The sequence below is a fragment of the Arthrobacter sp. TE26545 genome, assembly GCF_056279005.1.
The window spans coordinates 839,978-862,121 of record NZ_JBWBQM010000001.1 but is presented as its reverse complement, the minus strand read 5'-3'; the positions used below and the strand labels follow the sequence as shown (position 1 = coordinate 862,121).

Annotated in this window: 16 protein-coding genes and 1 pseudogene; 12 read left to right on the top strand and 5 right to left on the bottom strand. The window is 67.8% G+C overall.

The genetic code is table 11. The features are described from left to right. Nucleotides 1–94: 94 nt before the first annotated feature. From ACZ9CK_RS03815 to ACZ9CK_RS03795, 5 genes are all read left to right on the top strand, one after another. A complete protein-coding gene (locus ACZ9CK_RS03815; RefSeq protein ID WP_476049288.1) occupies nt 95–712 on the top strand; it encodes an ankyrin repeat domain-containing protein in 618 nt (205 codons plus the stop codon). Between the two features lie 95 nt (nt 713–807). Beyond that, nucleotides 808–1,185, top strand: coding sequence for a YciI family protein (locus tag ACZ9CK_RS03810; RefSeq protein ID WP_426302426.1), 378 nt, complete (start codon nt 808–810; stop codon nt 1,183–1,185). Between the two features lie 10 nt (nt 1,186–1,195). Continuing rightward, on the top strand, nt 1,196–2,542 hold the full coding sequence (locus ACZ9CK_RS03805) for an RNA polymerase sigma factor (RefSeq protein WP_476049287.1): 1,347 nt from the start codon (nt 1,196–1,198) through the stop codon (nt 2,540–2,542). Next, nucleotides 2,539–2,970 (top strand): pyrimidine dimer DNA glycosylase/endonuclease V, encoded by a 432-nt coding sequence (locus ACZ9CK_RS03800; RefSeq protein ID WP_476049286.1) that lies wholly within the window; start codon nt 2,539–2,541, stop codon nt 2,968–2,970. Before ACZ9CK_RS03805 ends, ACZ9CK_RS03800 begins: the two co-directional genes overlap by 4 nt. Nucleotides 2,971–3,264: 294 nt before the next feature. After that, nucleotides 3,265–4,908: an ABC-F family ATP-binding cassette domain-containing protein gene (locus ACZ9CK_RS03795; protein ID WP_476049285.1), complete on the top strand. Its 1,644-nt coding sequence runs from the start codon at nt 3,265–3,267 to the stop codon at nt 4,906–4,908. 33 nt (nt 4,909–4,941) lie between these two features. On the opposite strand, the gene ACZ9CK_RS03790 is transcribed toward ACZ9CK_RS03795, so the two are convergent. Then, on the bottom strand, nt 4,942–5,772 hold the full coding sequence (locus tag ACZ9CK_RS03790) for a pullulanase X25 domain-containing protein (RefSeq protein ID WP_476049284.1): 831 nt from the start codon (nt 5,770–5,772) through the stop codon (nt 4,942–4,944). Nucleotides 5,773–5,951: 179 nt separating this feature from the next. After that, a complete protein-coding gene (locus ACZ9CK_RS03785) occupies nt 5,952–6,971 on the bottom strand; it encodes an adenosine deaminase (protein WP_476049283.1) in 1,020 nt (339 codons plus the stop codon). A 207-nt stretch (nt 6,972–7,178) separates the two neighbouring features. Between ACZ9CK_RS03785 and ACZ9CK_RS03780 the strand changes: the two are divergent. The 3 genes and pseudogenes from ACZ9CK_RS03780 to ACZ9CK_RS03770 form a co-directional block, all read left to right on the top strand. Next, a pseudogene (locus ACZ9CK_RS03780) lies at nt 7,179–8,507 on the top strand (DUF222 domain-containing protein); the annotation flags it as partial. After that, on the top strand, nt 8,453–8,812 hold the full coding sequence (locus ACZ9CK_RS03775) for an HNH endonuclease (RefSeq protein WP_476050851.1): 360 nt from the start codon (nt 8,453–8,455) through the stop codon (nt 8,810–8,812). The pseudogene ACZ9CK_RS03780 and the gene ACZ9CK_RS03775, both read left to right, overlap by 55 nt. 175 nt (nt 8,813–8,987) lie before the next feature. Next, on the top strand, nt 8,988–9,902 hold the full coding sequence (locus ACZ9CK_RS03770) for an MSMEG_6728 family protein (RefSeq protein WP_426302419.1): 915 nt from the start codon (nt 8,988–8,990) through the stop codon (nt 9,900–9,902). A 59-nt stretch (nt 9,903–9,961) separates the two neighbouring features. On the opposite strand, the gene ACZ9CK_RS03765 is transcribed toward ACZ9CK_RS03770, so the two are convergent. After that, complete coding sequence (locus ACZ9CK_RS03765; protein WP_476049282.1) at nt 9,962–11,776, bottom strand: gamma-glutamyltransferase family protein; 1,815 nt, start codon at nt 11,774–11,776, stop codon at nt 9,962–9,964. A gap of 148 nt (nt 11,777–11,924) precedes the next feature. On the opposite strand from ACZ9CK_RS03765, the gene ACZ9CK_RS03760 reads away from it, so the two are divergent. Continuing rightward, nucleotides 11,925–12,290, top strand: coding sequence for a DUF1622 domain-containing protein (locus ACZ9CK_RS03760; RefSeq protein ID WP_426302417.1), 366 nt, complete (start codon nt 11,925–11,927; stop codon nt 12,288–12,290). Nucleotides 12,291–12,313: 23 nt separating this feature from the next. On the opposite strand, the gene ACZ9CK_RS03755 is transcribed toward ACZ9CK_RS03760, so the two are convergent. Beyond that, nucleotides 12,314–14,743 carry a Tex family protein gene (locus ACZ9CK_RS03755; protein ID WP_476049281.1) on the bottom strand — a complete coding sequence of 810 codons (2,430 nt, stop codon included), beginning with the start codon at nt 14,741–14,743 and terminating at the stop codon, nt 12,314–12,316. A 90-nt stretch (nt 14,744–14,833) separates the two neighbouring features. Between ACZ9CK_RS03755 and ACZ9CK_RS03750 the strand changes: the two genes are divergently transcribed. Further along, nucleotides 14,834–15,130, top strand: a complete 297-nt coding sequence (locus ACZ9CK_RS03750; RefSeq protein WP_426302415.1) for a hypothetical protein — start codon at nt 14,834–14,836, stop codon at nt 15,128–15,130. Between the two features lie 99 nt (nt 15,131–15,229). On the opposite strand, the gene ACZ9CK_RS03745 is transcribed toward ACZ9CK_RS03750, so the two are convergent. Continuing rightward, entirely contained in the window at nt 15,230–15,667 is a 438-nt protein-coding gene (locus tag ACZ9CK_RS03745) for a CBS domain-containing protein (protein WP_426302414.1), read from the bottom strand. A gap of 457 nt (nt 15,668–16,124) precedes the next feature. Here ACZ9CK_RS03745 and ACZ9CK_RS03740 point away from each other — a divergent pair, with 457 nt between their 5' ends. Both ACZ9CK_RS03740 and ACZ9CK_RS03735 read left to right on the top strand, forming a co-directional pair. Next, nucleotides 16,125–18,326, top strand: coding sequence for a hypothetical protein (locus ACZ9CK_RS03740; protein ID WP_476049280.1), 2,202 nt, complete (start codon nt 16,125–16,127; stop codon nt 18,324–18,326). A gap of 184 nt (nt 18,327–18,510) precedes the next feature. Continuing rightward, entirely contained in the window at nt 18,511–22,137 is a 3,627-nt protein-coding gene (locus ACZ9CK_RS03735; RefSeq protein WP_476049279.1) for a TM0106 family RecB-like putative nuclease, read from the top strand. Nucleotides 22,138–22,144: the final 7 nt, after the last annotated feature.

Here is a 22,144-nt window from a genome sequence, read left to right as displayed (position 1 = left end):
TTCCAGCAAATTCGCCGGAAGGGAGCCGAAAGCTTCAAATAACGTATGCCAAGATCGTCCTGCCACCCCAGGACCGCGTCACCTGGAGGAACGTATGGAAACCACTACCCTGACCGTTGACGAGCGCTACCTCGAGGCCGCGGCAGCGGGCGAACTGGAGGCAGTGAAGGCGGCCCTCGCAGACGGCGCCGACAAGGACGCCGTCGACCATGAGGAAGCCACCGCGATCCTGCGCGCCGCCCGCGGCGGCCACCTGGACGTGGTCCGCGCCCTCATCGCCGAGGGCGTGGACATCGACGCCCAGGACCAGACCTGCTTCAACCCCTTCATCCACGGCTGCATCCACAACGAACCCGAGCTCGTGAAGACCATGGTGGAGGCCGGCTGCGACCTCAAGCGGCTCACCCGCTTCGGCGGCAACGGACTGACTCCGGCGGCGGAGAAGGGCCATGTGGAGATCGTGCGGTACCTGCTGGAGAACACCCGCATCAACGTGAACCTGACCAACACCCTGGGCTGGACCGCGCTCATCGAGGCGATCATCCTCAACGACGGCGGCCCGGTGGCCCAGGAAGTCGTCGGGCTCCTGCTCAAGCACGGCGCCAAGCCCGGCATGACGGACGAACGGGGCGCCACGCCCCTGGAGCTCGCGCGCCAGCACGGGCACAAGGAGATCGCGGCCCTTATCGAACGGCACATCGCCTCTTCCTGAGCATGATTTTCGGCTAAGTGTCGATCGGCGTTCCGCCCATTCGTCTTGAGAGTAAGCCCGGCACGGGCCACCATCGGATGAAGGAGGAGAGAACCATGCGCTACACATTGCTGATGCACTACCAGGAAATGACTCCCGAGGAACTCGGCCCGGAAATGCTGGAACAGGGCGAGGCAGCCATGAACAGCTACGCCGCCACCCTCCAGCAGGCCGGCGTACTCCTGGGCGCCGAAGTCCTGCAACCCTCGCACGCGAGCACCACCGTCACCACGCAGGACGGGAAACTGAGGATCCAGGACGGGCCGTTCGCCGACACCAAGGAACAGCTGGGCGGCTACTTCCTGATCGACGTTCCGGACCTGGACGCCGCCATCAAGTGGGCCGGGCAGGCGCCGGCCGCCATGTGGGGCAGCGTGGAAATCCGACCGGGCGCCACGCACACCGTGGAGGGTGCATGGGTGCCGAACGCCTGACCCCGTTCCCGTGACCCGAGCGCCAGGGACAGACGACAACGGCGGCGCGCGGGCGGCCTCGGAACTGGCCGCCCGCGCGTCGTACGGCCGCCTGCTCGCCATCCTCGCAAGCGGCACCGGAGACGTGCTCCTCGCCGAGGACGCGCTGGCCGACGCCTTCGAACAGGCCCTGCGGCGCTGGCCCACCGACGGTGTGCCGGAGCGGCCCGAAGCCTGGCTGCTGACCGTGGCCCGGAACCGGCAGCGCGACGAATGGAAGTCCGCCCGGCACCGGCTCTCCACTCCCCTGGATTCTCTTCCGGAGCCTGCCATGAACGACACTGACGGTTCGACGTTCCCCGATTCAACGTTCCCCGATCAGCGCTTGCCGCTCATGCTGGTCTGCGCGCACCCCGCCATCGCGGAGGACATCCGCGCTCCCCTCATGCTGCAGACGGTCCTCGGCTTCGACGCCGCACAGATCGCCGCGGCGTTCGCCGTCCCGCCGGCCGCCATGGCCCAGCGCCTGGTCCGGGCGAAACGGCGCATCCGGGATGCACGGATCCCGTTCGAACTCCCCGGTCCCGAGGTCTTGCCGGAACGGCTGCCGCCCGTACTGGAGGCGGTGTACGGGTGCCTGGCGATTCCGGCGCTTTCCGCTGGTTCTGCGGCGCCCGACGAGGGGCCGCCCGACGACGGCGGCGCGGGTTCCCGCCCGTCGCTCGCCGAGGGGCTGTTCCTGGCCGAGCTCGTTGCCAGCAGCTTGGGGACGGAACCGGAGGCGTGGGCGCTGGCGGCCCTGGCTGCCTACCTGCTCTCCCGGCCTCTCGGCGGGAGCTACGTGCCCTTGGAGGAACAGGATCCGGGAAGCTGGAATACCGTGCTGATTCGTCGTGCCGAGGGATACCTACAACGGGCGTCGGCGCTGGTTACGGCTTCCCCTGGGCTTGCTGGATCCAGCGGTCTTTCATCTGTCCGCGGGCCGGGCCGCTTCCAGTTGGAGGCGGCCATCCAGTCCGTGCATGCGGCGCGTTCCCGGAGCGGCCGGACCGACTGGACAGCCCTGGGCACGCTGTACGCGGCGCTGAATACCGTGGCGCCCACACTGGGATCTCTCGTGGCCCAGGCCGCCGTAATCGGCCGGCTCGATGGACCGCTGGCCCAGTTGAGACGCCTGGACGCGATCGCTGCAGCCCAGCCGGCAAGCTGCGAAAGTTTCCAGCCCTACTTCGCCGCCCGGGCCGGTGCCTTTGAGTCAGCCGGCGATCCGGATGGCGCTGCGGACTGCCTGCGCATAGCCATCGGGCTGAGCGGCGACACACGAATCCGGGAGTACCTGCAGGCTAAGCTGCGAGCCATGACGGAAAGAGCGCGATGAGGATCTGGTCCCTTCACCCGAGCCAGCTGGACCGGGCCGGCCTCGTGGCGTGCTGGCGCGAAACCCTGCTCGCGCAAGCGGTACTCGCCCGCCGCACCAAGGGCTACCAGAACCATCCGCAGCTCGTCCGGTTCCGTGCGGACGCGGAGCCGCTTGCCGCCGTCGGCTCCTATCTCAGCGGCATCGCCGCGGAGGCGACGGCACGGGGCTACAACTTCGACGCCGGCCGGATCCTGGAACCAGGGTCATTCTCCGGGCGCATTCCTGTCAGCCGCGGCCAGCTGGACTACGAGTGGCAGCACCTGGGCGCGAAGCTGCAGCGGCGCAGCCCCGAGGATGCGCATCGTTGGTCGGAAACGGAACCCGCGCCACACCCGCTGTTCTTCGTCCTGGACGGCCCCGTGGAGGCGTGGGAACGGGTGCAATAGCAGCTGTGGTAGCCTCGAGGGCATGGAAATTGAGGTCGACAGAATCTAGCCGCCGGCGTTCCGGTGGCCATCGCCCTTCCTGAGCACCCGCAGCGTTTCGCGCACCGGGGTATATCCAAAAACTTCAGCTCAACCGGCATGCGCCCCTCCCTCTTACATCCCCGACGCGTCCTCCATTTGACGCGTTTCTCCGGGGAACCGGAACGTCCCGCCCCTTGATTCGAGCCATCATCCGGCAAGGTGCCCTGGCACATTTCTGCAGCCGGATTTCAAGCCAGGACGAAAGACCACTCCATGAAATCAGCCATTACCCTTCACGACCTCAGTTTCAACTGGCCCGACGGATCCCCGGCGCTCTCGCAGCTCAACGGCTCCTTCAATCCCGGGCGTACCGGCTTGGTGGGGCGCAACGGCGCTGGAAAGTCCACGCTGCTCAAGCTCGTGGCCGGGCACTTGCTTCCCAGTGCCGGCAGGCTGGAGCGCAGCGGCGAGGTGGGCTACCTGCCGCAGAACCTCACCCTGCGCAGCGACACCACGGTGGCCGGGCTGCTTGGCATCGAGCGGATCCTCAGCGCGATCGCGGCCATCGAATCCGGGGACGTCAGCCAGGAGCATTTCGATGCGGTGGGCGACGACTGGGATATCGAATCCCGTGCCGAGGAGGCTCTGCAGCGGATCGGTTTCTCCTCCGAGGACCTCCACCGCCGTGTCGCCGAGGTTTCCGGCGGCGAGGCGATGCTCATCGCCGTCACGGGCCTGCGGATCCGGAGAACCCCCATCACCTTGCTGGACGAACCCACCAACAACCTCGACCGCGCCACCCGCCGCCAACTGACCAGCATGGTGGACGAATGGCCGGGCACCTTGATTGTGGTGAGCCACGACCTGGAGCTCCTGGAGCACATGGACAACACCACCGAGCTGCATGCCGGAGAACTTGAAACCTTCGGCGGCCCGTACAGCGCATGGAAGTCCTACCGGGAACAGGAACAGGCCGCAGCCGTGCAGGCCGCACAATCTGCCCAGCAGGCGCTCAAGGTGGAGAAAAGGCAGCGCATCGAGGCCGAAACCAAGCTGGCACGCCGGGAACGGACAGCCAAGAAGACCCAAAAAGACGGCGGCATACCCAAGATCCTGGCCGGCAACCGGGCAAGCCGGGCCCAGGTCTCGGCGGGGAACCTTCGCGGCACCCTGGACGGCAAGATCTCCGCCGCACAAGCCGCAGTCGACGCCGCAGACGCACGGGTCCGGGAAGAGCAGCACATCAATCTGGTGCTGCCGGATCCGCAGGTGCCACGGGGCAAACGGATCGCGGAACTGCGTTCCGATGGCCGGAGCTTCGTCATCCAAGGACCGGAGCGGCTTGCGCTGGTGGGCCCGAACGGTGCCGGCAAGTCCACCCTCCTGATGCGCATGCTGGCCGGCAGCTCGACGGCGGACGGTTCCGCCGTCGTCGACGGTTCCGCCGGCACGCAAGCGGAGGGAGTGCTGCTGACCGACCGCGTCGGGTACCTTCCGCAGCGCCTGGACGGGCTCGACGACGGCGCGAGCGCCCTGGAGAACGTGCAGTCCGTGGCACCATCGACGCCGACGGGAACCATCCGCAACCAGCTGGCACGCCTACTGCTGCGCGGCCCCGCGGCGGACCGCCCGGTGGGGACGCTCTCCGGCGGCGAACGCTTCCGGGTGAGCCTGGCGAAACTCCTCCTGGCCGAGCCGCCGGCGCAGCTGCTCGTGCTCGACGAACCCACCAACAACCTGGACATCCCCAGCGTGGAGCAGCTCGCCGAGGCCCTGGATGCCTACCGCGGCGCCGTGCTGATCGTCAGCCACGACTTCGCCTTCCTTGAACGGCTGGGAATCGACACCGTGCTGGAACTCGGCAGGGACGGCCGGCTGCGGCAGAAGGGTGGCCTGGAGGAAGGCTGGCAAAACTAGCAGCGGCAGCTGAACTGGCAGGGGCAAGCCGGACTAGCTCGTGACGATGTCCCGGGTGGCGTGGCTGTAGGTAAAGGTGACCTTGCCGCCGTCGTGGTGCAGCTCGTGGTTGGCACCGTCCCGGACACCGAACGCGCCGTAGTTTTCATCCCACGCACGGTTCAGCGCGATCTTGTAGGTGTAGAACCCGGCGGGCAGTTCGGCGGTGAGCGACCAGACCTTCTTGCGGGCGTTGTACTTCATCTGGACTTGGTCGTGCTGCGGGGCCCAGTCCTCCGGTGCGCCCAGGAGGGTACTGAAGTCACCGGCGACGGCGACGGCGGAGGGCTGCTCGAGCTTCGGCTCCTTCGCGGCAGGGGCCTTCTTCGTGGGGGCTTCTGCCGCCGTCGTGCTTTCCGGGGTGCTTTCGGCCGCGGTGACTGCCGTCTTCGCCTTGCTTGCGGCGGGCTTACTTGCCGTCCGCTTCGCGGCGGGCTTCTTGGCGGCCGGCTTCTTGGGGGCTTCCGGCAACGGAGTGTCTTCCGGGACCGGGGTGCCTTCGGCGAGAGCTGCGGCGAATTCCTCCGGCTTGGCGAAGGCGACCGTGGCGCGCAGCCCGTCGTCGGTGATGGTCCAACCGGAACGGCCCTTGACCAGCCAGCCGGCCTTGACCAGCTTGGAGGTGGCCGTGGTCAGGCCCTTGTGGCCGCGCGGGATGCCGCCGCTAAGGAGCTCGGACTCGTGGTCGCTGAAGGGGACGCGCGAGGCTGCTTCGGCCAGGACTTCGCCGGCATTCAGTGAGGTTTCGGACCAGGTTCCCTCGGCGAGTACGTCGAGGACGGTCTTGAGACGGACGATGCTGGTGTCGGCGGCAGTCTTGGCCATGTGGCTCCTTCAGCGGCGGGTATTTGTTTGCAGTCTGCCAAGCTTCTGTAAATTCCGGGTACCGTTACGGGTTAACTCCGTGTGTCGTGACCCACTGTTACGGGGTTCGGCGGTGAAGTGATTGCAGAGTCTCGGGTAGCTGTTGGTTTGGGTGTTCGGCCGGCACGTTCGTGCGGCCCCTACGACCTTTGCGCAGCCGCTTCCCACACCCGCACTTCACCGAGCAACTCGGCCTTGCGGGCCTCCGACGCGAACGAGGAACGGATGGAGTTTGCCGCCAGCGTCGATTGTTCGGCCGCCGTCAGGCCGTGGACCGCTGCGAGCTGGGTGAAATTGTCGTCGACGTAGCCGCCGAAATAGGCGGGATCATCCGAATTCACGCTGACGTTCAGGCCTGCGGACAGCATCGTCGGCAAGGGGTGGTCAGCGAGTGTGTCCACGGCGCGCAGCCGTACGTTGGACAGCGGGCAGACCGTCAGCGGGATCTGTTCCTCCACAAGCCGCCCTACCAGTTCAGGGTCCTCCATGCAGCGGATGCCGTGGTCGATCCGTTCCACACCCAGCAGGTCCAGGGAGTCGGTGATGTACGACGCCGGCCCCTCCTCGCCCGCGTGGGCGATCCGGTGCAAGCCGGCTTCCGTTGCGCGCTGATACAGGCGGACGAATTTCGACGGCGGATTGCCCACCTCGGCAGAATCCAGGCCGATGCCGGCGATCGGGGCGTTCATGGCCAGCAACTGTTCCAGGACTTCCAAGGCGTCCTCTTCGGGCAGGTCCCTCAGGAAAGCGGCAATCAGGAGGGTCGAGACGCCGAACTCTTCCTCCGACGTCGCGAGCGCCGAGGCAACGCCGTTGACGCATGTCTCGAGGGAAACGCCGCGGGAAAGGTGGGCCTGCGGGTCCATCATGACCTCGACGTGCCGTACGCCGCCCGCGGACGCGCGGGCCAGGTAGGCGCGGGTCATATCCGCGAAGTCCTGCTCGGTGCGCAGCACGGCCATGTTGGCGTAATAGAGGTCGAGGAAAGACTGCAGGTCCGTGAATTCGTAGCGTGAGCGAAGCTCATCCAGGTCCGCATAGGGGAGCTCGATGCCGTTCCGCTCCGCGAGGGCGAAGATCAACTCCGGCTGGAGCGTCCCCTCGATGTGCAGGTGCAGTTCGGCCACCGGAAGTACAGAGTTCGCGCCATTTGTTTCCACCCGACAAGAGTAGCCTGCGAGGGTTCCGGGCAAGGGGGCGGGCCGAGCTTGGGAGGGCTGGGAGCAGGCTGGTCGCTAGCCTGCGGAGCCGCTGGCCGAGCTTGGGAGGGCTCGGATCAGGGTCCGCCTCTCGGCTCGCCTCTGCCAAAATCAGCGCGCATTGATGTGGAGCGCTATTTTGTCGTAGCCCTCTGGCAGAGTCGGGTTATGGAGGCAATCGCGCAGCTGGAACGGTGGAGGGACCGGGTTTCGGCCCCGGTGCCGCCCGTCGCCGTGCCGGATCCGCTTGGGATTGACGGCTTGCTCGGTAATGCGCGTTCGTTGGCGGATGACACGGCCGACGCCGTCCGAAACCTCGGCCTGGATGAATCCGCCCTGTTCGCCACCCGGGTCGAGGAACTCTCCCGGACCGTTGAATACCTGCAGATCGTGGCCGCCGGGCAACTGGACCGGCTCAGGACCCACGCAGCCAGGCCCGCCGCGGCACCCGCCGGCTGGACGACCGGCTGGCACGCCACCACCGCACTGCCCGACGACGGCACCACCGGCGGCGCCCAGCAGGCCGGCGGCGCCCAGCAGCCCGGTGCTGCCCGGCAAGCCAGTGCCCGCGGGACCGGCGCCGGGCAATCCGGCGCCACCGCCGGCGCTGACACCGCCCGGGCCGGGCTGGCCGCGGAGTTCCGCACCAGCACCGAATACCTGCGCGTGCTGCTACGCATCAGCGCCGCCGAAGCCCGCCGCCGCCTCGCACTTGCCGCCACCACCCTGCCCCGCCACACCATCACCGGCCAGCCGGCCGAACCGGCCCACGAGCACCTCGCCGCAGCCTTGGCCGCCGGCACCATCAGCACCCGCTCAGCCACGATCATCGCCCTGACCCTGGGCAAAGCTCCCCGCACCACAGCCCCGGAAATCCTCACGGCCCTGGAACACAAACTCACCGACACCGCCGAACACCACGACCCCGACTTCCTCACCCGCCTCGCCCGGCGCTGGGCCGAAGCCCTGGACCCCGACGGCCACGAACCCAGCGACGAAGAACTCCGCCACACCCAAGGCGCCTTCCTCCGCCGCTCCAAACACGGACTGAACCACCTCGAAATCTTCGCCACCCAGGACCAGTACGAACACCTGCTTACCGTCATGAACACTGCCACCAACCCCCGCACCAAAACCACATCCGGAACAGATCGCGGAACCGGCGACGGTGCCGCCACGGACTCCGATCACGACACTCTCGACCGGCGCTCCCGCCCCCAGAAACTCCTCGACGGACTCATCAGCGCCTGCAAAGCCGCCCTCACCACCGGCACACTCCCCACCGCCGGCGGCCACCGTCCCCAAATCACCGCCACCATCGACTACCGGCACCTCCTGGACTCACTCACGGACAAAACCACCGGCACCGCAAACACAGCCCCCGGCACCGGGAACTACACCTTCACCGGCCCCGTCCCCGCCGTTGTCCTGCGCAAACTCGCCTGCGACGCCGACATCCTCCCCGCCGTCCTCGGCGGAGGAGGACAAATCCTGGACATCGGACGCGCCGGCCGGCTCTTCCCTCCCGGCATCCGCAAAGCCATCACCGCCCGCGACCAAGGCTGCGCCTTCCCCGGCTGCACCATCCCCGCCCCTGGTGCGAAACCCACCACATCACCTACTGGTCACACGGAGGACCCACCAACGCCGACAACGGCACCCTGCTCTGCAGCCACCACCACCACGTCATCCACAAAGAACAATGGACCATCCACCTCCGCGCCGGCGTGCCCTGGTTCATCCCGCCACCCCACATCGACCCCCACCAACAACCACGCCAAAACCACTACTTCCGCTGCTGAGCACTCGGGCATCGGTTCAGCAATACGTTCTTGCCCAGCAGCACCTCCGAGCGGCCAAAAAACATCGTCGAAAGTGGGACACCCTCTTCAAGATCGCCGAACACCTCATCCTCAAGGCCGGCAGGCACCTGCGCCCGACTTGGTTCGAAGCCAGCCCCACCCTCAAACTAAAGGGATGCAGACCTTCCTCCCCTTCCCTGATTTCAAGCAAAGCGCCGCCGCCCTGGACACCGACCGGCTGGGCAAGCAGCGCGCCGAGGTCCTGCAGATCCTGCGCACCCTGGTCATCCCCGAGTTCGGCCGCCTGAGCCACCCCGCCATCCGGATGTGGATGGGCCATGTCCCCGCCCTCACCTTGTACGGCCTGGCAATGGTCGACGAATGGGAGTCCCGCGGCAACCCGGACAAGCTCCGCGCCGACATCACCGAATTCGCCCCCCAAGCAGCGCACCCGGACTACGCCGCCAAGATTCCGATGCCCCAATGGCTCGGCGAATCCGACCTTCACCTGAGCCACCGGTCCAAACTGATCCAGAAGGATGCCCGCTTCTACGGCGAGGCCTTCTCCGGAACCCCGGCCGGACTGGAATTCGTCTGGCCAGAACCCTCCATAGACCTGATCCCGGAAGACCCCGAAGAGGACTTCCTCTGGGTGGTCCGCTCCGCCCACACCGGAAACGACCCCGAAAAGCTCCGCACCGTGGGCCTCCCCGCCGTCGGCAAGGCTGCGGCGAAAGGCGAGGCGTCCGCCGTCGGGAGCCCGGCGGAGGACGTGGAGGAAAACGCGGAAGGCACGGCCAAGCCTGCCCGCAAGGAACCGCAGCGCCTGCTCAAAAAGCCCACCGCGAAGCGCAAGCGCCAGGAAGAGACCTTCCGTACCCTTCCGGGCAAGACTCCGGTGCTCGTACCGCTGGAGGACGGGCACACCCTGGCCCTCGGCAGGGTCGTCGGGCGGCCGATCACCCTGGACGACGGACGCTTCGGCCGCAACTTCGAGCTCAGCCAGGTCCTGGAACGCTCAGACCTCGCCAACCCGGCATTGCTCCAGGATCCGCGGGTCTTCTTCCCGGTCCCGGATCCGGCTCTCTAGCGCCGGACACTCCCGGCGCCGGACACCCCCGACGGCGGACACTCCCGAAAAGGCGCCCGCTACCGCCCGGCAGCGTACCCCTGCGCGCCCCGCGGGTTCGCGGCCGCCTGCAACACACCGCTCACCGGATCGCGCACGACGACGGACAGGCGTCCCAGCATCCAGTCCCCTGCGCGGGTGATCCGGTGTCCGCGGCGCTCTAGCCCTGAGACCACCTCTTCGCCCAGCCGGTCCTCGACGACGGCGCCGCCAGGTTCCCAGGTGCGCGGCCAGAACGATCCGGGCATGGAAGTGGTGTGGAATGCAGGTGCGTCGATTGCCTGCTGCGGTGTGTATCCGCCGACGATGGTCCGCAGCAGGTACGGCAGCTGCCATTGGTCCTGCTGGTCGCCGCCGGGCGAACCGAGCGCTGCAATAGCCGCGCCGTCGCGCAGCACCAGTGTGGGCGTGAGCGTGGTGCGCGGTCGTTTGCCGGGCGTCAACGTGGACGGCGTTCCGGGTTCCAGCCAGGTCATCTGCAGGCGGGTGCCCAGGCAGAAACCCAGTTCGGGAATGGCCGGCGAAGACTGCAGCCAACCACCGGACGGCGTCGCGGACACCATGTTGCCCCAGCGGTCCACGACGTCGAGGTGGCAGGTGTCGCCGCGGGTCTCCCCCGAGGGCGGCACCGTAGGCTCGCCGGTTCCGGCCGCGGACTCGCTGCCGTCGGTGCGCAATTCGGGAATGTAGGCCTCCCGCCCCGGGATGCGGCCCGGCCGGAACTCGTGCGACGCGTTTTCGGTGATCAACGCCCGCCGGGTCTCCGCATAAGCCGGTGACAGGAGCTCGTCCAGGGGCACATCGCCGTCGCCGTAATAGGCTTCCCTGTCGGCCAAAGCCAGCTTCATTGCCTCCAGGATCGTGTGCGCGCCGAGTTCGCTGGACGGGTCCAGGCGCGCATCGTCGAAACCGTCCAGGATGGCCAAGGCCTGCAGCAGCGCCGGCCCCTGGCCCCAGGGGCCGGTTTTGGCGATCGTGTGGCCCCGGAATTCCAGGGTGGCCGGCGCTTCGTAGCCTGCGCTGAACCCCTCCAGGTCAGCCAGCGCCAGGACGCCGCTGTGGTCCGTGCCGGTGGAATGGCGGTGCGGCTGCCGCACGGACTCCACCATGGCGCGGGCCACGAAACCTTCGCTCCATTCCAAGCGAGCGGCGTCGATCCTTGCTTCGCGAGTGTGGGCCACCGTTCCACCCGCTGCGTCGCCGAACCCGGCACCGGCCTGGACCAACCTTTGCAGCGTCCGGGCGTAGGCGGGGTTGCTGATCAGTTCGCCCTCCTCCGGAATCCGGCCATCCGGCATCCACAGCTCCGCAGACGCGGGCCAGTGCTCCCGGAACAGCGCGGCCACGGATGCGATCGTTCCGCCCACCCTGGCGAGCACCGGGTGCCCGTCGCGCGCATAGCGGATCGCGAAATCCAGTACCTCGGCAAGCTCCCAGCTGCCGTGGTCCCGCAGCAGCAAAAGCCAGGCGTCGACGGCGCCCGGAACCGCCGCGGCGAGGGCCCCGGATCCGGGGACAAGGCTGAGCCCTTCGGCCCGGAAGTGCTCCACCGTGGCCCCCTGCGGTGCGGGCCCCTGCCCCATGAGGACCACCGCTTTTCCGGGCTCGACGGCGGAGCTGAAGACCGCGGTCAGGTCGCCGCCGGGGCCGTTGAGGTGCGGTTCCACCACATGCAGCACGAACGCCGCGGCGCTTGCCGCATCGAAGGCGTTGCCACCGCGCTCCAGCACCGCCTGTGCCGTGGCCGTGGCCAGCCAGTGCGTGGAGGCCGCCATGCCGAAGGTGCCGCGCAGGGTGGGCCGGGTGGTGAAAGCGTCGGGCCTGGTGAAGCTCATGGGCCCACTGTAGGCACATGGTCCGCCGCCACCGGAGATGCCCCGCGGCAGTCCGGTCAGCCGAGGCGAGCTTCCGCGAAAGCCTGCTGCCCACGCCCCTTCCCGTGAGACTGTGGAGTTCCAGGCGGCCGGCACAGTAGGGGGACCCATGGACTTCCAACACATCATTGAGACGGTGGGCTCGTACATGGACGCGGCCGGCGTGGCCGTGATGGTGGTGGGAGCATTGATCTCCATCCCGCTGGCATTGCGCGGCTACAAGCCCCGGCGCGCCACGGGCGAGGTCTCGGTCTACCGCGCCTACAGGCAGTTGCTGGGACGTTCCATCCTGCTGGGCCTTGAGCTCCTGGTCGCAGCCGACATCATCCGCACCGTGGCCGTCACACCCACGTTCGAGAGCGTAGGCGTGCTGGCCATTATCGTGGCGATCCGGACGTTCCTGAGCTTCTCCTTGGAACTGGAAATCACCGGCCGCTGGCCGTGGCAAAAGGAGTCCGCGGCGGGCAAACCATGATGCTCACCGCCGACGCCGCCCTGTTACTTGCCGAGGCCGGCCCTCCGCAGGGCATCGGCGAGCGCCGTATCCGCCGGCGCCTGTTGCGGGCGGCCCTGCTGGGGGCGGCCCTGCTGGGAACGGCCCTGCTGGGGCCGCCGGTCCTGGCCCCGCTCCTGGGAACGGCCGCCGTCGTTCCGCCGTTCCTGGCCGCCTGACCGCCCGGTGGAAGCGCCTCCGGTGCGGCTCCCTGAGGCGCCGGGTTCGTCGTCGAGCCTCAGGGTCAACGAAATACGCTTCCGTTCCGGGTCGGCCTCAAGCACCTTCACCTTCACCACCTGGCCGGACTTCACCACTTCGCGCGGGTCGGAGACGAACTTGTTGGACATTGCCGAGACGTGGACCAGCCCGTCCTGGTGCACCCCGACGTCCACGAACGCCCCGAACGCGGCCACGTTGGTGACGGTCCCTTCAAGCACCATTCCCGGAACCAGGTCGGAGATCTTCTCGACCCCTTCGGAGAAGCTCGCGGCCACGAAGGCAGGGCGCGGGTCGCGGCCGGGCTTTTCGAGTTCGGCCATGATGTCCCGCACGGTCGGCACGCCGAAGGCGCCGTCCACGAAGGCCTGCGGATCCAGCGCGGAGACAGGCGAGCCCGCAGCACCGGCGGCGGCCAGGATCTTCCGGGCCACGGAATAAGCCTCGGGGTGCACGCTGGAACCGTCCAACGGCTCGGCTCCCCCGCTGATCCGCAGGAAGCCGGCGCACTGTTCGAAGGCCTTGGCGCCCAGGCGCGGCACCTTCTTCAGCTCGGCCCGCTTGGCGAACGGCCCGTTCTCGTTCCGGTAGGCCACGATGTTCTCGCTCAGCAGCGGCCCGACGCCGGCCACCCGGCTCAGCAGCGCCGGCGAGGCCGTGTTCAGCTCCACGCCCACGGCGTTCACACAGTCCTCCACCACCGCATCCAGGGAGCGGTCGAGCTTCGCGGCGGTGACATCGTGCTGGTACTGCCCCACGCCGATCGACTTCGGTTCGATTTTCACCAGTTCCGCCAGCGGGTCCTGCAGGCGCCGCGCGATGGACACGGCCCCGCGCAGGGAGACATCCATGCCAGGCAGCTCGGCAGCGGCGAGCGCGGACGCCGAGTATACGGACGCCCCGGCTTCGGAGACCACGAGCTTTTGCAGCGCTGGACCGCCGGCGGCTTTGAGTGTCTTGATGAGCTCGCCGGCGAGCTTGTCGGTTTCCCGGGAGGCGGTGCCGTTGCCGATCGCGACGAGTTCGACGCCGTGCTGCGCCACCAAACGCGAAAGGGTCGCCAGGGCCTCGTCCCACTTCTTCGCGGGTGCGTGCGGGTAGACAGTATCGGTTGCGACCACCTTGCCGGTGCCATCGACGACGGCCACCTTCACCCCGGTGCGCAGGCCCGGGTCCAGGCCCAGCGTGGCACGGTTCCCGGCGGGTGCGGCCAGCAGCACGTCGCGGAGGTTGGCGGCGAAGACGCGCACGGCTTCGTCCTCCGCCTGGGCGAACAGGCGCCCGCGCAGGTCGTTGGCGAGCCGGTCAAGGATCCGGGACCGCCAGGCGATCTGCGCGGTCTGCATCAGCCAGCTGTCCGCCGCGCGGCCGCGGTTGGCGACCCCGAGGCAGGCGGCCACGGCGTTCTCGTAACGGGTGCGCGCGGCGGCCAGGGCGTCGTCGTCGGCCGGTTCCGCCTCGGCGAGCTGCAGTTCCAGCACGTCTTCCTTCTCGCCGCGCAGCAGCGCGAGTACCCGGTGGCCGGGCATTTTGGCCGGCAGCTGGGAGAACTCGAAGTAGTCCTTGAAGTTTTGGCCCTGGGCCTCCATGCCCTTCTTCACGCGGGACACCATGCTGCCCTGGGTCCACAGCCGCTCGCGGAGGGTCTCGGCGAGGTCTGCGTCCTGGGAGACGCGCTCGACCAGAATGGACCGGGCTCCGGCGAGCGCCGCGGAAGCGTCGTCAACGGAGTGCTCGGCGTTGAGATATTTCGCGGCTTCGGCCTCGGGGTTGAGCGTGGGGTCGGCGAGCAGCGCGTCCGCCAGGGGTTCGAGACCGGCTTCGCGGGCGATCTGCGCCTTGGTGCGGCGCTTGGATTTGTAGGGCAGGTAGATGTCCTCAAGCCGGGCCTTGGTGTCCGCGGCGACGACGGCGGCCTCCAGCTCGGCGGTCAGCTTTCCTTGGGCGGCAATCGCCTCGAGGACAGTGCGCTTGCGCTCCTCCAGCTCCCGCAGGTACCGCAGCCGTTCCTCCAGTTGGCGCAGCTGGGTGTCGTCCAGGGTGCCCGTGACTTCCTTGCGGTAGCGGGCGATGAACGGCACGGTGGACCCGGCGTCGAGCAGTTCGACGGCGGCCTTGACCTGCCAGGCTTTCACCCCGAGTTCCTCGGCGATCACGGCGTGGATGGCGGCCTCGGGCGATGCGGTGTTTGCGGTACCGGAAGGAATTTGAGTCACCAACACAGTTTGCCCTACCGAAAGGCGCGCCCTACCAAAAAGCCTCGGCGCGTGCTGTAGTTGGAAGGCACCGCGAGGAAGGGGCGCACCATGCAGGAATTGCTCGTTATCCTCCAGGACGGGTTCGACGGCGACGACGTCACCATCACCGTCAACGGCAAGGAAGCCCACCACGAACCCGGCGCGTCCACGAAGATGCTGCTGGGGATGGCTGCCGAAATCTCCGTGGAGCTGCCGGCAAAGGGGGCGACGGTCGGCGTCGAGATTCCGTCCCGGGAAATGTCCGCCGAGATCACGGTCCACGGCCGGCCGAAGAGCGTGCTGGCTTCGGTTGAAGGCGGTGAGCTGGTGCTGCGTGAGGGCACCGGACGCGAGGCGTTCCTCTAGCGCCTGCCATCCGCCGGCCATGAGGGAGCAGACAGTAAGAGGCACCGCGGCGCGTCCGCCACGGTGCCCGGTCTATTGTTCGTCAGCCCAGATGTTCCGTCAGCCCATGGGTGTCATGGGGGTCTTGGCGGAAATGTGCTCCACCAACTCGCCAACGCGCTGCTCGGAGTAGTTCCTGGCGATGTCGCCCTGGCTGATGATGCCCACCAACTTGTGGTCGGTGATGACCGGCAGGCGGCGCACCTGGTGCTTTTCCATCAGGTCGATCGCGGCGTCGATGCTGGCATCGGCGTCAATCCAGATGGGCTTTCCCTGGGCAAGGTCGGCTGCGCGCTTCTCGCTGGCGTTCCAGCCTTCGGCGACGCACTTGAGCACAATGTCGCGGTCCGTGATGAAGCCCTTGAGCTTTCCGTCATTACCGCAGATCGGTAGGGAACCACAGTCCAAATCGCGCATCATTACGGCCGCTTCCTGCAGCGACTGGTCTTCCTTCACGCATTGGGCATCGGTGGTCATGAATTCGCGTACAACACTCATGAGTCCTCCTTGATCGATGGGTATCGGCGCGGACCCCCGGCCCCGACGCCGATGGTTTCAGCGTACGCCCGGACAGGGCCGGAAGTATCGTGGTCTAGCCCACCATTTCAATAATCCATTCGTTGGAGTATTGTTCCCCTTGGTTACTCACGGATTCGGGGCGCGGGCCACCTTCTGACTGTTTCTGGGGACACCAACCGACTCGCACCGCCTCGCTCTGGACCGTCTTTCCGCCGGCCCCTCATTGGCCACGCCCTGCGGGCTCCCGTTACCCGCTCCGCGTCGTCGAAGCCGCCCTGGCGAACGATTCTGTTCCACTGCTTGCACGCGAGAAAAGACCCTGCGATGAACACCCCCAACATGCCCGATCCGTCCTACACGCCCAACCCCGACAACCCCCTTCCTGTACCGCTGCCGCCATCGCCCCTTCCCGGGACCGATCCCGCTTCCGGGACCCGTGCCGCTGCCCGGCCCCATCCACTTCCCGCAGCCGGGTCCGTTGCCGCTTCCGCCGGACCACGACTGGTGGCGTTGCTGGCGGAACGCGGCCATCAGCGGACGTTACGAAGGAGGCCAGGCCAGTGCCTCGCTGATCGGCAGGTCCCTGGACCTGCGGCTGGACATCGACCGGCGGACCAACGTCGAATCCCCGGTGCTGAACAAGGTCAGCGGGGATATCTACTCCAAGCGCTTTGTCCGGATCGGCGGCCGCTTCCAATTGGTCACCACCTATCTGGAGTCCTGGATCGTGGACAATCCCGTGGTCACCTGGACCCGTTGCCGGGTGCGGATCAGCGGTACCGTCCGCTACTGGCAGGGAGTCCACCCGCCCACCACCGTGGAGATTTCCGTGGGCTGGTTCTTCGGCGCCATCAACCCCGCCACCGTGGTCTTCACCGTCGGCGGCACCCCGGAGGCCGCCTACACCTGCGCGTACAAGTCCGATTGCTTCCGGGACGTGAACCTGGAAGTGGACTTCTGCAGTTCGGTGGACGTGGACCCCAAGGCCCCGTCCTACAACACCCACAGCCACAACAACCGCCCCGCGGACCTTGCCGAACGCACCTTGGACATCGGGACCAGCTACCGGGACGCCGGCGTGGACGTCCGGATCGATTCCGTGCACACCGTGATCGACGACAGCGCCCCGGCCTTCGTGTCCTGGAACGTCGGCGAACTCCACGACGCCATGGAGACCTCCTTCAGCCGGTTCAGCTCCGGCTGGCCGGCTTGGAACCTCTGGGGAATGCAGGCTGGCTTGTTCGACAGCGCGGGCGTGGGTGGCATCATGTTCGACGCCGCCGCCGGCTTTGGCGGGGCCGGCCGCGGGCCCGACCGGCAAGGGTTCGCCGTGTTCCGCAACCATTCCTGGTTCACCAACCTGGTGGCCGGAACCCCCACCACGCAGGACCAGGCCTGGGCCCAGCGCCACTACCTCTACACCTGGGTGCACGAGGCCGGGCACGCCTTCAACTTCCTGCATTCGTGGGACAAGGCCCGCCCGGATTCGCTGTCCTGGATGAACTACGACTGGCGCTACGACCAACGCAACGGCGCGGACCAATTCTGGGCGAACTTCCGCTTCCGCTTCGACGACGACGAGCTCCTGCACATGCGCCACGGCGACCGCGCCTCGGTGATCATGGGCGGGGACCCGTGGGCTTCGGGCGGGCACCTGGAATCCCCTGCCGGCTCCATGACGGTCTCCGGCCCGGGCAGCGACGTGGAACTGACCGTGACCGGCAAGGACCACTTCGATTTCATGGAGCCCGTGGCCTTGGAATTCCGCCTCCGGAACACCAGCGACGCGCCGTTGGTGCTGGACCGCCGCCTCGACCCGCGCTACGGCAACACCACCGTGTACGTCCAGAAACCGAACGGCACCACCGTGCTGCACGAATCGGTGGTCTGCTACTACGGCATCCCCGAACCGGTGACCCTCGGCCCTGCGGCCGGCGCCGGCGGCAAGGAAGGCGAGGACCGCTTCAGCGAACTGGTCCAGCTGGCCTACAGCACCGGCGGTTTCGTGTTCGACGAGCCGGGCCAGTACCTGGTCCGTGTCGTCTACAGCAGCGAGGGCGTGCTGCAGGCGTCCAACACGTTCCCGCTGCGGGTCGGCTTCCCGGTGACCAAGGAAGAGGACCGCTTCGCACCGCAGTTCTTCAACCGCGAGGTCGGGCTCACGCTCGCCTTCGAAGGCTCGATGTCCCCGTACCTGAGCAAGGGGCTGGATGCCCTCACGGAGGCAGCCGAGCGCTTCACCGGCGAGCCGCTGGGCGTCAAGGCCGCCACCGCCGTCGCGCAGTCCGTGGGCGACGACTTCTACCGCCGCGAGCACCAGACCATGGTCAAGAGCCACAGCGCGGACCCGGAGCGGGCATTGGCCCTCACCCAGCCGGGGCTGGAGCGCTACCAGGCGGCCGCAACGCCGTCGGGCAACCTCGCATACCGCGAGCTGGTCCAGTTCCGCACGGGGCTGCACCTGGCCGCCGACAACGCCCATGCCGCCAGCGCCGAGGTGGAGACCCTGGCGAAGGACCTCAGCGAGCGCGGCGCCAACCCGAGTGTTGTCGCAGAGGTGCGGGACCTGATGCCGCCCGCGGCGGAGGGGAAGGCGGCCCCCAAGACCCGCCGGACTCCACGGAAACCCACCAAGTAGCGCCGCTCCGCCTGAGCGGCCCCGAATAACCGGCGACGGCGGCACCCGCCTTCTTCGCGGAAGGCGGGTGCCGCCGTCGTACTGCGTCCGGACACGCAATAATGTCAGCCCCCGCTGATAGCTTGGCCTCATCAGTTCAACGGTCTTACTTCAATGGACTCAGTTCGACGGCCTTGGGGGCGCAATGTTCTTTCTCGACGCGGAGACTGCCGGCCAGCCCCGGGACCTGGTCTTTTCGGCCAGCGACCTCGTGGCCGCTGCCACCTGCGAGTACCAGGTCCTTCGGAAACTCGACGAGAAACTCGGCCGCAGGGCCCCGGCGGATTTCCCGAAGGACGCCATGCTGGACCGCGCCGCGACGCTCGGCGACGTCCACGAGCACAAGGTCCTGGATACGTTCGTCGCGGAATTCGGCACCTGGGATCCGGGGACGGGAAGGGGCGTGTACGACGTCGTTCCCGCCGAAGCGATGGACCGCACCACCCTGCACGCCAAGCATGCGGAATCGATCGGGGCGCTGCGCTCCGGTGCGGATGTAGTGTTCCAGGCGGCGTTCTTCGACGGCATCTTCCACGGCCGTTCGGATTTCCTGGTGAAGCGCGGCGAGGACAGCTACGCGGTATTCGACACCAAGTTGGCCCGGCACGCGAAGGTCACGGCGCTGCTGCAACTGGCCGCCTACGCCGACCAGCTTCTCAAGGCGGGCATCATTCCCGACCCCACGGTCACGCTGGTGCTGGGCAACGGGATCCACAGCGACCATGTCCTGGCGGACATCCTTCCGGTCTTCAGGGAGCGCCGCGAACGTTTCCTCGACATGACCGCCGGTCACATCGCCGACGTCGGGCCTGTCGACTGGGGCGATCCGCGCTACTCCGCTTGTGGCCGCTGCGACTATTGCGCCGAGCAGGTCCTGCTGCACCGCGATCTCCTGATGGTGGCCGGCATGCGCGTGAGCCGGCGGAAGAAACTGATCGAATCCGGCATCACCACCATCGACCAGCTGGCCGCCGCGCCCGCCGATCGTGGCGGCGCGAACGGGGATTCCACCTTCCTGCGGTTGCGGGAACAGGCCCGCCTGCAGACCGGCACGGGCACCCCGGACGGCATAGTCCATTACGCGGACAAGAAGGGCGAGGCCAAGTCCGTGGGCTACACGGTCCTCCCGGACAACACCTTGGGCAGGCTCCCGGCACCGGATCCCGGCGACATCTTCTTCGACTTCGAAGGCGATCCACTGTGGCAGGATCCCGCTGGCGTGTGGGGCCTGGAGTACCTGTTCGGCGTGGTCGAAAACCCGGTAGAGCCCGGCGGGACTCCCGTGTTCCGGCCGTTCTGGGCGCACACCCGGGCCGGGGAAGGCCAGGCCTTCAGGGACTTCCTGGACTACGTTGCCGAACGCCGGGCCAACTATCCGGGCATGCACATCTACCACTACGCGTCGTACGAGAAAACAGCGCTGCGGAAGCTGTCCCTGAGCCATGTGATGGGTGAAGCCGAGGTGGACGATCTCCTGCGTGAAGGCGTGCTGGTGGACCTGTACGACACCGTGCGCCACAGCCTGCGGATTTCCGAGAACTCCTACAGCATCAAGAAGCTCGAACCCCTCTACATGGGCGAACACCTGCGGTCGGGGGACGTCACCGACGCCGGAGCCTCCGTGGTGGCGTACGCCAACTACTGCACGGCACGGGACAACGGGCAGGCGGAAGAAGCCGCCGCCATCCTAGCCAGCATCTCCGACTACAACGAGTACGACTGCCTCTCCACCTTGGAACTGCGCAACTGGCTACTCGGCCTGGCCGCGGAACGGTCCATCGACGTCGGCGCGGCGGTCCCGGAGTCCCCGGCGGAGGCCGCTCCGGATACCGCCGGCTACGAAGCCGCGCCGGAGGAAGCAGCGCTGCTGGGGTACCTGGGCACGCTGGCGGAGGAGGAGCTCCAATCGGACGATGGCCGTGCCATTGCCTTGGTTGCCGCCGCGGTCGGGTACCACCGTCGCGAGGACAAACAGTACTGGTGGGGCCACTTCGACCGCTTGGACAAGCCGGTCTCCGAATGGGAGGACACCCGGGACGTCTTCGTAGCCGAAAGCGCTGTAGTGCTTCAGGAATGGGCGAAACCCGGGCCGCGGAAGAACCCTGTCCGCACTATCCGCCTGGCCGGCAGAGCCGCCGAGGGTTCCGACTTTTCCGCGGGCAGGACGTTCTTCCGGATGTACGGGCCGCCCCTGCCGGAATGGCTGCAGGAGAAGGATGACGCCTCCGGCCTCCAGTCCGCACTGGGGCGTTCCGGCTGGGCGGGCACGGAGGTGATCGAAAGCGGCGAAGCAGACGGCCGGGACGTCGTGGTCATTGCCGAGCGGCTGCCGCGCGGTGCCACGGAGTTTTCCGCGCTGCCCATGGCCCTGACCCCGGACCGGCCGATTCCCACGGACGGCCAGAAGGCCGCACTGGCGCAGCTCGCCACCGACCTCCGGGACTCCCTTCCGGAGTGGCCGCGCGACCCGGCCCTGGACCTGCTCCGCCGCCGCCCTCCGCGGCTAAGGAATCTTGACGCCCTGCCGGCGGTGGCGGAGGGCCCCGACGGCTATGTCGACGCGATCACCGCGGCCGTGGTGGACCTCGACCATTCCTGCCTTGCCGTGCAGGGTCCTCCGGGGACGGGGAAGACCTATGTGGGTTCCCATGTGGTGGCCCGGCTCGTGTCGCAGGGTTGGAAGGTGGGGGTCGTCGCGCAATCGCATGCGGTGGTGGAGAACATGCTGCGGGCTGCCGTGGAGAAGGCGGGCGTCGATCCGCGACGGGTGGCCAAGGAAGTCAAGCACGACGATCCGCTGCCCTGGCAGCATCGCGGCAAGGCCGACGTCGAACGCCTCCTGTCCAAACCCGGCGGTGCCCTGATTGGCGGTACCGCCTGGACCATGACCGGCAACGGCGTGCCGCCCGGGTCCCTCGACCTGCTGGTCATCGACGAGGCAGGGCAATTCTCGCTGGCCAACACCATGGCGGTCAGCCGTGCCGCGCAGCGGCTCCTTCTGCTGGGTGACCCGCAGCAGCTACCGCAGGTCACGCAGGGGAAGCATCCGGAGCCGGTGGACGAATCGGCCCTCGGCTGGCTGTCCCGGGATCATCACACCTTGCCGCCGGAACTGGGGTATTTCCTGGCCACGTCATGGCGGATGCACCCTGAACTGTGCGCCGCCGTATCCGAGCTGTCCTACGACGGACGGCTGCACGCCGCTCCCCCGGCCTCGGCACGGCACCTTGAGGGGCTCCCACCGGGGATCGACTGCGTTTATGTACCGCACCGCGGAAATTCGACCTCGTCGGTTGAGGAAGCGGCGGAGGTGGTCCGGCAGGTCCAGGCCCATCTCGGCCTGCGCTGGGACGACCCCCAGGAAGAACGTGGGCCACGGGAACTTGGGGAGCGGGACATCCTGGTGGTGGCCGCGTACAACGCCCAGGTGCAGCTGATCCGGCGCGAACTTCGGGCGGCCGGGCTGGAGGACGTCCGGGTGGGGACCGTGGACAAGTTCCAAGGCCAGGAGGCGCCGGTGGTCATCGTGTCCATGGCGGCCTCGGCTGCCGGCGAGGTGCCGCGGGGCATGGAGTTCCTGCTCTCCCGGAACCGGATCAACGTGGCGGTTTCGCGCGGGCAGTGGCGCGCCGTCGTCGTCCGCTCGCCGGAACTGAGCAACTACCTGCCCGTCCATCCGGAGGGCCTTGAGCAGTTGGGCGGGTTCATCGGGCTGTGTCAGCGGGCTGTGTCAGAGGGAACCCGGCGGCAGATGCCGCCGCCGGGTGCCTAACTGGGGA

Bases quoted from the DNA above. Each gene is read 5' to 3' on its own strand.
- ACZ9CK_RS03800 (WP_476049286.1), top strand. From the start codon at position 2,539: ATGAGGATCTGGTCCCTTCACCCGAGCCAGCTGGACCGGGCCGGCCTC.
- ACZ9CK_RS03735 (WP_476049279.1), top strand. From the start codon at position 18,511: ATGTTCTTTCTCGACGCGGAGACTGCCGGCCAGCCCCGGGACCTGGTC.
- ACZ9CK_RS03810 (WP_426302426.1), top strand. From the start codon at position 808: ATGCGCTACACATTGCTGATGCACTACCAGGAAATGACTCCCGAGGAA.
- ACZ9CK_RS03790 (WP_476049284.1), bottom strand. From the start codon at position 5,772: ATGGCCAAGACTGCCGCCGACACCAGCATCGTCCGTCTCAAGACCGTC.
- ACZ9CK_RS03765 (WP_476049282.1), bottom strand. From the start codon at position 11,776: ATGAGCTTCACCAGGCCCGACGCTTTCACCACCCGGCCCACCCTGCGC.
- ACZ9CK_RS03795 (WP_476049285.1), top strand. From the start codon at position 3,265: ATGAAATCAGCCATTACCCTTCACGACCTCAGTTTCAACTGGCCCGAC.
- ACZ9CK_RS03745 (WP_426302414.1), bottom strand. From the start codon at position 15,667: ATGAGTGTTGTACGCGAATTCATGACCACCGATGCCCAATGCGTGAAG.
- ACZ9CK_RS03770 (WP_426302419.1), top strand. From the start codon at position 8,988: ATGCAGACCTTCCTCCCCTTCCCTGATTTCAAGCAAAGCGCCGCCGCC.
- ACZ9CK_RS03760 (WP_426302417.1), top strand. From the start codon at position 11,925: ATGGACTTCCAACACATCATTGAGACGGTGGGCTCGTACATGGACGCG.
- ACZ9CK_RS03750 (WP_426302415.1), top strand. From the start codon at position 14,834: ATGCAGGAATTGCTCGTTATCCTCCAGGACGGGTTCGACGGCGACGAC.
- ACZ9CK_RS03815 (WP_476049288.1), top strand. From the start codon at position 95: ATGGAAACCACTACCCTGACCGTTGACGAGCGCTACCTCGAGGCCGCG.